Origin of the sequence: Actinomyces sp. ICM58 (assembly GCF_000283035.1) — a bacterium.
In the GTDB taxonomy this organism is placed as follows: Bacteria; Actinomycetota; Actinomycetes; order Actinomycetales; family Actinomycetaceae; genus Pauljensenia.
Genome location: NZ_ALIY01000103.1, coordinates 1 through 4360 on the forward strand (window position 1 = coordinate 1; position 4360 = coordinate 4360).

At 52.1% G+C, this 4360-nt stretch carries 5 protein-coding genes and 1 pseudogene; all 6 read right to left on the reverse strand.

Annotated features, from left to right (window positions below):
• Positions 1–107: 107 nt before the first annotated feature.
• A complete protein-coding gene (locus tag HMPREF1138_RS05045) occupies positions 108–389 on the reverse strand; it encodes a transposase (protein WP_039936984.1) in 282 nt (93 codons plus the stop codon).
• A 497-nt stretch (positions 390–886) separates the two neighbouring features.
• Positions 887–1510 carry a cytochrome C oxidase subunit IV gene (locus tag HMPREF1138_RS10725; protein WP_081495977.1) on the reverse strand — a complete coding sequence of 208 codons (624 nt, stop codon included), beginning with the start codon at positions 1508–1510 and terminating at the stop codon, positions 887–889.
• Between the two features lie 726 nt (positions 1511–2236).
• Positions 2237–2839, reverse strand: a complete 603-nt coding sequence (locus tag HMPREF1138_RS10735; RefSeq protein WP_238318610.1) for an ABC transporter ATP-binding protein — start codon at positions 2837–2839, stop codon at positions 2237–2239.
• Positions 2840–2903: 64 nt separating this feature from the next.
• Positions 2904–3143, reverse strand: coding sequence for a gallidermin/nisin family lantibiotic (locus tag HMPREF1138_RS10740; protein ID WP_081495980.1), 240 nt, complete (start codon positions 3141–3143; stop codon positions 2904–2906).
• Positions 3144–3558: 415 nt separating this feature from the next.
• A complete protein-coding gene (locus tag HMPREF1138_RS11385; RefSeq protein WP_202898340.1) occupies positions 3559–3855 on the reverse strand; it encodes a hypothetical protein in 297 nt (98 codons plus the stop codon).
• 245 nt (positions 3856–4100) lie between these two features.
• Positions 4101–4360 (reverse strand): annotated as a pseudogene (locus HMPREF1138_RS05055) (IS256 family transposase); the annotation flags it as partial.

Consider the following 4360-nt stretch of genomic DNA (forward strand, 5'->3'; position numbering starts at 1 on the left):
GTGCGGCAATACGCTGACCGGGACAGCCCGGCAACGCGCCCGTGCAAGGCGCTGAGAAAACCCCTGGCTGACAAGGTGGTTCACAGCGTCGTGCCTGCGCGCCGGGCTTAGAAGTTTCCCTCCGCGAGCTCTCGCAGCGCTGCCTTCTCCAGCTCGGCTTGGCCCAGTAACTGTTTGAGGCGCGCGTTTTGCTCGCGCAACTCACGCAGTTCCTTGGCCTCACTACGACTCATCGACCCATAACGCTGGCGCCACCGGCACAACGTCGCCTCGCTGATACCCAGCACGCGGCAGGCCTGGGCCGTACTCATGCCCTCTCCTCCCAGCGCCTCGGCTTTCTCCAGCTTTACGACAATCTGCTCAGGCGTGTGCTTCGAGAACTTCCTCATGGTCATCCATTCTGCCCGGCCACAAGCAGCCGGGACTACTCAGAACAACCCTCTCAAAACAAACGGTCCGAAAAACCCGGACCCCTCCAGTCCGCGCATCATCAAGGACCTCGACCTCTACCCGCAACCCCCAACCAACACCCACTCACCCACACTCAACTCGGAAGAGCCGGTTATCGGCACTCCATGCAAAAACCCCAAGTACTCCAACGGTTGCGTAAGTTGAGAAGGGAGTTGCTCTAGATGTGAGTCGAGAAAGGTGCTTTAATGCGCTTCGGTTAATCTTTGGTGCTACTGTTTGATCGTCAAACGCTCCATAGGAAATAGTCTTCGTGATAGCGGAATGAAACGAAGGTGTGGAACTTGCAAGGACCGATCAAAAACTGGGATTCGATAGAATGGTTTTAGCAAATGCTAACACCGCTTTGCCGACACTTGGGAACCTATCCGTTGGAAGTGCAGCTATCCTCACATACGGTTTTCCAAGCATAGTATAACTATGCTCGTTTCACCGACCTCAGTAAAAACCCTGAACTTATCGCAGCCAACAGAAACCCGGTAGAAAATATATAAGAGGCAAAGGTGGCACCTTTTAAAATCCAAGTCGTGGGAAGGATAGCAAACAAGACCGGTGAGTTTGCAAAATCACCTGTGCTAATCGGAAGACCCGCCACCACAAAAAAGATGATAACAATCCATGAAACTAATGAAGTAGTCCAAAGTCGAAGCGTAAAACAGGCCAGAGTTAGCACAACCGAAGAGAAAACAAGTACTAAAGCAGTATGGCTCGACAGTGTCTCATTAACAAGCTCGCCAATGATAGAGACATAAAGCAGACTCAAACAAAGGTTAACTACTTGTGCCAGAAGCAGCGATTTAGCAATGAATCGGAGTAGAACTTTATCGTGAATACTAAACGAGACATACGAGGCAGGGACCTTAGCGTGCGACAAAGCTAGACCTGCCGTGGCAATTGGGAGCATGATGAGTAACCCGGATTGCGCTACGGCAATGGTATTTCCATAACGGAGAAACAGCAGCGGAAGAACTAGTGCGCCGATATAAGCAATCGTGACCCAACGAATGATTGCGATTCGCTCGATAGAACACAAAAACTTCATTTTCGTACTGCTCCTTTACTCCGAAACCTAGTCACAAGAACATAGATAATAATTAGGATTGGTACCGGGATAAGCGCAGAGAAACCGAAATTTGATTGCTCCTGGATATCTACGAACGAGATTGCGGTACCATTGAGATTCAGCCCTACGGAGTGGAGGGCGTTTGATATGTATGGAGTAGCATTGTCAGCTAGGTTACCGGGTAGCACTATCCAGAAGTACAGAAGAACACCTGAAATTACCGCGGCAGCCGGAGGTTTTGAGAGACTTTCTAATGTCGAGTAGATCAGAGCGATTAGTATACTTTGGAAGGTAAGAAAGCAAAGCAGGGTCGCTAGCCCAGAGTGCATCTTCGAACCAGACAAAACCATTGTTAGATCGAATAACAGCACACTAAGCAGGTTTACAAGAATTATTAAAAGCGTTCGACAGATAGTGCGCAGGATGCTAGGCAACCAAGCAATGTATATCTCCCGAGGCAAACCCCCGTAGTGGACCTCGGAAACCCTAGCGTCAAGTATATAGAGTAATGCGAGGGAAATCAGTGGCTGCGTTCCAGTAAAGAAGAAGCTGTATCCCCCTGTTATTGGAGTTCCGTTTGCCTCACTTGAAATCCATGCGCCGAGGAATAGCGACGCCATTGAGCCCAAGATAGCCGCGAGGAAATACCAGATATTCCAATAGTAAGTAAGCAAAGCACGGATAGCTGAAGTGATTGGCATGGCCCTACCTCCGGTGATATAGGTCCGCGAGATTCACGCCGTTGAGGTCGGGGATATGCAAAGCTTTGCCGTTACGAACTACGACACACTCATCCGGGACGCCTTGAATCTCATGGAGGAGGTGCGTTGATATTACAACGCAGTTCCCTTCGTCCCGATAACGACGAAGTGTCGCAGACAAGGAGATCATGCCATCTGGATCCAAACCATTCTGTGGCTCATCAAGGAACAAAAATTTTGGTCTAGATAATAAAGCAAGACAAAGCTCCAGCCTTTCCTTCATGCCGGTCGAGTAGTCCTTGGCTTTCCGCCCGTGGGCAGCGTGGACGATGCCCACACTATCCAAGGCCGACTCAGGATCAACATTCAGACCCCAGAATGCCGCGACGACCTGTACATTTTGTTTACCACTCAGATACGGAAAGTAGCTTGGATGGTCGATTGCAGCTGACATTTCGCTAATGTCTGTCTGATCGTATCTAATGTGGCCACTTACTGGTTTTATCCGACCAAGGAGCGTTTTCATTAAGGTGGTTTTACCTGCTCCATTTGGTCCAAGGAGGCAGATTATCCTGCCAGTATTTAGCTGCAAGTTAATGCCGCTCACTACTGGGGAATTCTTGTACCCAACCGACAAATCAGTTACCGATATAGCTGGCATGGCCTACCTTTCAAAGAAAACGGCCCTGGAGGTTAGGCCTAGGATGCTTTACCTCCAGGGCCGACTGTTGCGACAAAGCTACCAACCACTTGCAGCCAACAGAGATGCTGTAGCCGTTAGTGCACTGGGTAGTGAAGCATGCAATGCCGCCGGTCGGGCACCCAGGGGTGCACAGGAACTTCGAGGTGATTTGAGGACGAACAGTTTCCTCGACCTCTTCAACACGGGTGCCAAGGTCAACGGTGACCACGACTTCTCCAAGCTCTCAGAATCTGGATATATTCGGGTAATAGATAGTTACCTGCGTCACTATGATACTGTAAGACTAAGTCGAATGCAAGAGCACACGCTTGGTCCAAATCCAACATGACCCGGTTTTTCAAACTCGGTCTCCGGGCCTTCCTTTGGACCTCGCCGTTTTCTGGTTGATCTGTGAGCGCACGAGGCCGTACTTTTTGACACGGAGCTGAACCTTTTGACGCAAGGCCACACTTTTCGACGCTTTCTGCCTCGACGCACCGAGCGAGCCCCTGAGTCACCCCTCCGAGGTTCCGATCAGCCGCCGTCAGAGGCTCCTCCATGGCACCACACACCCGGCTTCAACACCCCAAAACCGCCACAGAACAGCGAAAACGCGGGTTATAGGACATTTCGTGTTGCTGGGGTTAGTCCCAGGTGTTGTGGTAGGGGGTGGTGTGGTGGAGTTCGTTCCAGCAGATTGCGTCGCCCCAGCCGGGGATGGTGCCGGTGGCTTGGTGGGTTTGACAGGCTTGATACCAAGCATTTTCGAGGGCTTCGTCGGTGGGCATGGTCACCAGGATTATTGCTGCTGGTTGCGGGTGGGGAGAGTGGGTGTAGCACCACCAAAACACGGCTTTCATGCGTCGGGTCAGGCGCATGCCGCGGTGGTCGCGCAGCATCTGGCGCAGGCGCGCGTTCGTGCTTTCGATCTGGTTGGTCATCGCGGGCATCTGATGTGTCCAGGTGGGGTCCAGGTAGGTGAACAAGAGCCCCTGGGAGATGAGCTTGTTAAGGCTGTTACGAGCCCGAACGAGACGTTCGTGGGTGTATTCCCACCCTCCGTCAGGCCTGCGTGTTTTCTCCTCCAGGAAGCCCTTCCAGCGCGTGCACCAGGCCTGGTAGGCACCTATCCATTCCTGGGCTCCATCGATGTCTTGGAGCCTGTCAATTTTTCTGTGTATGGGGGTTAGAGGTAGGGGGTGATTCGGTCGGGGTAGGCGGTGGTGAGTTGGGCGAGGGCTTGTTTCCAGTTGGTGGTGGTGTGTCCTTGGATGAGGCGGGTGTGTCCTGTTCGTTTGTTGGGGGGTTTTCCTGCGTCTGTGAGGCGCTGGGCGGCTCGTTTGTCTTCGATGTTGCAGATGGCGAGCCATAAGAGTTTGACGGCGGCTTCTTCGCTGGGGAAATGCCCTCGGTTCTTGGTGATTTTGCGCAGCTGGTAGTTCAAGG

Coding starts and splice junctions, on each gene's coding strand:
- HMPREF1138_RS11385 (WP_202898340.1), bottom strand. CDS start 3,855: ATGACCAACCAGATCGAAAGCACGAACGCGCGCCTGCGCCAGATGCTG.
- HMPREF1138_RS10725 (WP_081495977.1), bottom strand. CDS start 1,510: ATGAAGTTTTTGTGTTCTATCGAGCGAATCGCAATCATTCGTTGGGTC.
- HMPREF1138_RS05045 (WP_039936984.1), bottom strand. CDS start 389: ATGAGGAAGTTCTCGAAGCACACGCCTGAGCAGATTGTCGTAAAGCTG.